The 5,754-nt window shown below is 74.1% G+C and carries 5 protein-coding genes; 3 read left to right on the forward strand and 2 right to left on the reverse strand.

Features of this window, described 5'->3' with window-relative positions; genetic code table 11:
* The coding region (locus ACFV0O_RS22875; protein WP_380344711.1) for a carbohydrate binding domain-containing protein at window positions 1-561 on the reverse strand (561 nt) is incomplete at its 3' end.
* 284 nt (window positions 562-845) lie between these two features.
* Between ACFV0O_RS22875 and ACFV0O_RS22880 the strand changes: the two genes are divergently transcribed.
* Both ACFV0O_RS22880 and ACFV0O_RS22885 read left to right on the forward strand, forming a co-directional pair.
* A complete protein-coding gene (locus tag ACFV0O_RS22880; RefSeq protein WP_380344713.1) occupies window positions 846-1,484 on the forward strand; it encodes a class I SAM-dependent methyltransferase in 639 nt (212 codons plus the stop codon).
* Window positions 1,481-2,122, forward strand: coding sequence for a hypothetical protein (locus tag ACFV0O_RS22885; RefSeq protein WP_380344715.1), 642 nt, complete (start codon window positions 1,481-1,483; stop codon window positions 2,120-2,122). The genes ACFV0O_RS22880 and ACFV0O_RS22885 overlap by 4 nt, the downstream gene beginning before the upstream one ends.
* Window positions 2,123-2,408: 286 nt before the next feature.
* Here the strand turns inward: ACFV0O_RS22885 and ACFV0O_RS22890 are convergent, their stop codons facing one another.
* Window positions 2,409-4,712 carry a beta-galactosidase trimerization domain-containing protein gene (locus tag ACFV0O_RS22890; RefSeq protein ID WP_380344717.1) on the reverse strand — a complete coding sequence of 768 codons (2,304 nt, stop codon included), beginning with the start codon at window positions 4,710-4,712 and terminating at the stop codon, window positions 2,409-2,411.
* 330 nt (window positions 4,713-5,042) lie between these two features.
* Between ACFV0O_RS22890 and ACFV0O_RS22895 the strand changes: the two genes are divergently transcribed.
* Window positions 5,043-5,630 (forward strand): TerD family protein, encoded by a 588-nt coding sequence (locus ACFV0O_RS22895; protein ID WP_360257589.1) that lies wholly within the window; start codon window positions 5,043-5,045, stop codon window positions 5,628-5,630.
* The last annotated feature ends 124 nt before the right edge of the window (window positions 5,631-5,754 follow it).

Consider the following 5,754-nt stretch of genomic DNA (forward strand, 5'->3'; position numbering starts at 1 on the left):
CTTGAGCGGCTGCTCCCAGCTGTCGCTGCTGCCGTCCACGCCGGTGCCGTACCAGCCGTGGGTGAAGACGGTGACGGAGGTCGTCGAGGCGCCGGTGGTGAAGGTGGTGCTCAGCCGGTTCCAGCCCGTTCCGCCGGGTGTCCAGGCCGAGGAGTTGACGCCCGTTCCGGTGGCGCCGAGGTAGACGTAGCTGCCCTGCACCCAGCCGGCCAGGGTGTACGTGGTGTTCGGCTGGACGGTGACGGTCTGCCGGCACTGCGCGGTGTCGGAGGCCGAGGCGGCGCCGCTGAGCGCGTGGGTGCCGCCGTGCACCGGGGTGGTGACGACCGAGCCGTTGGCGCAGGTCCAGCCGGACAGGGTGCCGGTTTCGAAGTCGCCGTTGGCCAGGAGGTTGACCGGGGCGGCGGAGGCGGAGCCGAAGGTGAGGGCGAGGGCGGCGCCACTGGTGGTGAGGGTGGCGGCCAGGGCCAGCGCGGTGGCCCTTCTGCGCTGGGCGGCCCGGCGCCCGGTGCGCTCCTCGCCGGAGCGGTCGGGCCGTGCGGGCAGGACGCGGTCGTGCATGCGGTGGGTCCTCCGGATGTGTGGGGGTTCCGGCGGTGCGGTGGCCCGGACGGGCCGTGGGGAGCCGGCCCGGGCGCGGTGGGGGCGCGCGGGCGGGTGACGCGTGCTGACGGGCGGTGCGCGGACGCGGCGGACGGCCGTCCCGGCCGCGTCCCGACTGAACAGATTGGACTGGACCAATATTCGCCGTCAAGGGTGTCCGCCCGCTGGACCGTCCCCGGCCCGCACCGCGGCGGCCCGGTAGGTTGACCGCTACGAACAGGCCGTCGAACGGAGGAGGCGCGATGGACAGCCAGGACTGGGACGACCGCTACGCCGCGAGCGAGCTGGTGTGGGGTGCCGAGCCCAACCGGTGGGTGGTCCGCGAACTGACCGGCCGCACCCCCGGCCACGCCCTCGACCTCGCCGCCGGTGAGGGCCGCAACGCCATCTGGCTGGCCGCCCGGGGCTGGGAGGTCACCGGACTGGACTTCTCCGCCGTCGCCCTGGAGCGCGCCGAACGGCTCACCGCCGACCTGCCCGACGAGGTCGCGGACCGCCTCACCTGGCGCCACGGCGACGCCCGCGCCTTCGAGGCCGGCGCCGCCGGGTACGACCTCGTCCTGGTCGCCTACCTCCAGCTGCCCGCCGGGGACCGCCGTACGGTGCTGCGCCGGGCCGCCGACGCGCTCGCCCCCGGCGGCACCCTGTTGGTCGTCGGACACGACCTGAGCAACCTCACCGAGGGCGTCGGCGGCCCGCAGGACCCGGCGGTGCTGTTCACCCCGGAGGACGTCCTCGCCGACCTCGCCGACCTCGCACTGCGCACCGTCCGCGCCGAGCGGGTGCACCGGACGGTCGGCGGCGAACCCGGTCACCGCAGCGCGGGCGCGGAGGGTGTCGCGGTGGACGCGCTGGTCCGGCTGGAGCGGGGCACCGCGTGACGGTCCGGCCCACCCGGCGCGCCCTGCTGGCGGGGCTGGCGGGGGCGGCCCCGCTCGCGCTGGCGGGCTGCGCCGTCGGGAGGCAGCCCGCCGCCCCGGCCGGGCCGAGCGACCCGGGCGGCGAGGCGTTCGTGATGGTCATCCGGCACGGCGAGAAGCCCGACGCCGCACACCTCGGCCTGAACGAGGCCGGCCGGCCGGACGGCAAGTCGCTGACCGAGCGCGGCTGGGCCCGGGCCAACGCCCTGCCCACGCTGTTCACGCCGCCCGCGCCCGGCCTGCGCGCCCCGGCGTGGATCACCGCCGCCACCGACCGGGGCCCGTCGGCCGGCGCACACCGGATGCGGCAGACCGTCACCCCGCTGGCCGCCAGGCTCGGCCTGACGGTGAGCACCGGGTTCGCGGAATCCCAGGAGTCCCTGCTGGCAAGGGAGGTGCTGTCCTGGTCCGGACCGGGGCTGATCTGCTGGGAGCACTCGCGGATCCCGCGCATCGTCGAAGCGCTCGGCGCGGCCGACTGCGGTGTGCCCCACGTCTGGCCGGACCGGTTCGACCCGATCTGGGTGCTCTCCCGGTCGGCCGTCGGGGTCTGGACCTTCCATGAGGTCCGGCAGCACCTGTTGGACGGCGACGACTGATCCCCTCGCGGCGTACGGGCAGTCTGATGGAGCGTCAATCATTCTGCTGCGTACGAGGATCCGCGCGCCCGTGACGGTGCCGGCGACCGCTGTCCTGCTGCTCGCTGTCGGCGCGGCCCCCGGCTCCGGCCCCGAGCCCGAGGGCGGGCCGCAGTCCGGCCCCGAGTCCGAGGGTGGGCCCGGGCCGACCCCGCCGCCCTCTGGCGGATCCCCGTCCCGGTGCTCTGACCGGCGGTGCCGGTCGCCACCGCCGACGGCCGTGCGGCCGACGACGACCGGCGGGCCGTCAGCCCGCGGTGACGGTCACCACCGCGTACTGGGCGACGGTCAGCGGCACACTGACCGTGCCGCCGGTGACGGTGTACGGGACGGGCTTTGGTGCGGGGTCGATGCCGTCCGGGCTCGCGACGGTGACGGCCGTGACGTCGGCCCCGGCCGGGAGGGTGTAGGAGAGCGTGCAGTTCGCCGGCGTGGTGGCGAAGGCGGCCGGGGTGTCACCGAAGGCGGTGAAGTTCACCAGGTGGACCACGGTGTCGCCGCCGAGCTGCCGGGCGTCCAGGAAGATCCGCCGGTCCCCGGCCAGGGTGACCGCGGGCGGCGCGGACTGCCGGACGGCGGTGAGCAGTTGGTCCGCCGAGGCCTGGTCGGTCCTGGTCAGGTAGCTGAGCCCGGCCCGCGCCTTGACGTACCAGCAGGTGCCGTTGCCGTAGGAGTTCTGCCTGGTGGCGGGCAGCGGGTCGGCCCGGCGCAGGCCGAGTACGTCGGAGAGGGCGAACTCGCCCCGCTGGCCGCCCAGTTCGTCGAGTGCGGTGGGCGCCGGGCCGGTGATCACGACGGTGCCGCCGGCCGCGACGAAGGCGCGCAGCAGGACCGCCTCGGCGTCCGACACCGCCTGTAGGTCGGGCAGCAGCAGGACCTTGTACCGGGCCAGGTCGTCGGCGGTCAGGCCGGGGCTGGTCACCGTGTCGAAGGGGACGTGGGCGTAGACCAGCGCCTTCACGGTGCCCCGGAACTCGCCCAGCCAGGGCACCTGCGCGCAGCTCATCTGCGGGTCGTCGCCGCCCCACCAGTCGGTGATCCCGGCCGGGGCGGTGGGGTTGACGTACATCCCGTTGCCCTCGCCCGGGGCGACGTAGTCCCGGGAGGGGGCGGAGTGGTACACCCCGACCCGGGCGATGGAGGCCGGGTCGTAGAGCTTCTGCTGGTTGGTCCGCACGAAGCGGTACATCCGGGTGCGCATCGCCGCGTCCACGGTGTCGTTCTTGTAGGGGGTCTTCACCTCGTACGGGTTGCAGCCGGCGGCGATCAGTTGGGACATCACGAGCGAGGCGTCGTCCGGCTGCCAGCCGTAGGAGAACGCCCAGGCGGGCTTGGTGCCGCTGGCGGCGCGGGCGTACTTGTACATCGAGATCAGGCAGACCCAGTCGGAGGCGGTGGCGTGCCGCATGCCGTCGTAGTTGCCGAGGATGTCCACCTCCCAGACCTGGGCGACGGCGCCGGGGGCCTGGCGCAGGTAGCCGCCGTCGAGGCCGATCGAGGTGGCGTAGCGGTAGTCCATCGAGACGGTCTCGACGAAGGTGACCAGGTCGGGGTTGACGGAGCGACCGGCGTCGGCGATGTCGAGCTGGAAGCGGAGCAGGTTGCGGTGGCGCCACTCGACGTAACGGCGGAAGACCGGGTCGGTGAAGTTCGCGGCCCTGGGCAGGGCGAGGCCGGTGTCGGCCTTGAAGGCGGCGGCGCCCCAGGTGGAGGCGTCGCACCAGGAGAGCACGCCGTCGAAGTAGATCGGCACGTCGGGCCAGATGCCGTCCACGCCGGTCGCCGCCACGCCCTTGATCCGCTTGAGGTAGTAGTCCCGCCAGGGCGAGTTCGGGCTGAGCCAGACGCTCTCGTCGCCCGGGTCGACCCAGACCACCACGCTCCCGTAGAACACGTTGGGCTTGCCGGCGAGGTCGCGCTGGACCCAGTTCCTGCCCTGGTCGTTCTTGTAGAAGGAACGGCCCTTCTCGCCGCCGGGGGAGATCAGCTCCAGCGACGGGTAGTACATGACGACCTTCATCCCGGCGGCGTGGGCCAGGCCGGTGAAGGTCTTCACCTCGGCCATGTGGGCAGCGAACTCGGCGTCGGTCAGCCAGTTCGAGAGCAGGGTGTCCAGCTCGACGACGCTGACCTCCTGCGCCTTCAGGGCGTCGACGGCGCTCTGCATGTCGGCCGGTTCGTTGAAGGTGCCGTCGGCGATCCGGGCGTAGCGGGCCCAGTCGGGCCAGGCCTGGGCGGCGGCCGGCTGCGCGGATCTCGCGGCCTCGCCGGGTGCCACGGCCGCGCCGGGTGCGGGCGCCGGTGCGGCCGCGAGAGCGGGTCCGGGGGCCGGTGCCGCGGCCCAGGCCCGGCCGCCGGGGAGCAGGCGGAGGGCGGCCAGGGCGCCGCCCGCGCCGAGGCCGGCCCGCAGCAGGCGTCGGCGGCCCAGGCGGGTGGCGGTGGCGGCGCTCGTGGGCGCTGCCGCGGCGTGGTGGCCAGTGGCACGGTCGGCGGCGGCGGTGTGCTGGTCGGTGGCGGTGCGTTGTTCGGTTCCTTCGTGCTGCTCGGGCATGGTGGTCCCCCCAGCGTGAGTCGTACCCGGGAACGGTGGCGAGCGGAGCGTGGTGGAGGCGGAACGAACAGTGTGCGAACGGCCCGCCGTCGCGACCGGCGGTGCCTCGGGGCCGACCCTAGACCGTGGGCTGCCCCGGTCGTTCGGTCCCGGTCCACGGCTACGTCAGACGTCGGACCACCGGTTCCCTCAGTGTGCGGACCGTTGTCGGGGGTGAGTCACGGGGGAGCGCGGGGTAGGGGTGCTCGCAGGACGCCGTCGGATGATCAGAAATTTTTCTACAGTGCTGTAGATTCGCGGCACGCGGCGGTGCAGAACGAGGAGGACGCGATGAGCGTTTCGCTGGCCAAGGGGCAGAAGATCAGCCTGGAGAAGCCGGGCGGTGGGCAGCTGAGCGTGGTCCGGATGGGGCTCGGCTGGAAGGCGGCGGAGCGCAAGGGCTTCTTCGCCAAGCTGCTCGCCGCCGGCCGGGAGATCGACCTGGACGCCTCGGCGGTGCTGTTCGCCCAGGGGAGGCCGGTGGACGTGGTCTTCTTCCAGCACCTCACCAGCAACGACGGCTCGGTGCGGCACAGCGGGGACAACCTGGTCGGCGGTTCCGGCGGTGCGACCGACGACGAGTCGATCACGGTCGACCTGACGGCGGTGTCGGCCGAGGTCGACCAGATCCTCTTCACCGTCAACTCCTTCACGGGGCAGACGTTCCAGGAGGTCGAGGCGGCCTTCTGCCGGCTCGTGGACGAGAGCACCGGCGCGGAGCTGGCCCGCTACACGCTCACCGGCGGCGGCCCGTACACCGCGCAGATCATGGCCAAGGTGCAGCGCACGGCGGCGGGTTGGCAGATGACCGCGATCGGCCAGCCGGCCGGCGGGCGGACCTTCCAGGACCTGATGCCGGAGCTGGTCAAGCACCTCTGAGACCCCGGGCTCCGCGAGGAGTCCGGGCGGGGGCGGCACCCGCCCCGGAGGGGGGGGTGGGGGTGGGGGCGGGGGCGCGGCACGCCACACGGGAGGGGGGGGGTGGGGGGGAGGGGGTGTGAGC

The sequence above is a fragment of the Kitasatospora sp. NPDC059577 genome (assembly GCF_042735475.1).
Classification (GTDB): domain Bacteria; phylum Actinomycetota; class Actinomycetes; order Streptomycetales; family Streptomycetaceae; genus Kitasatospora.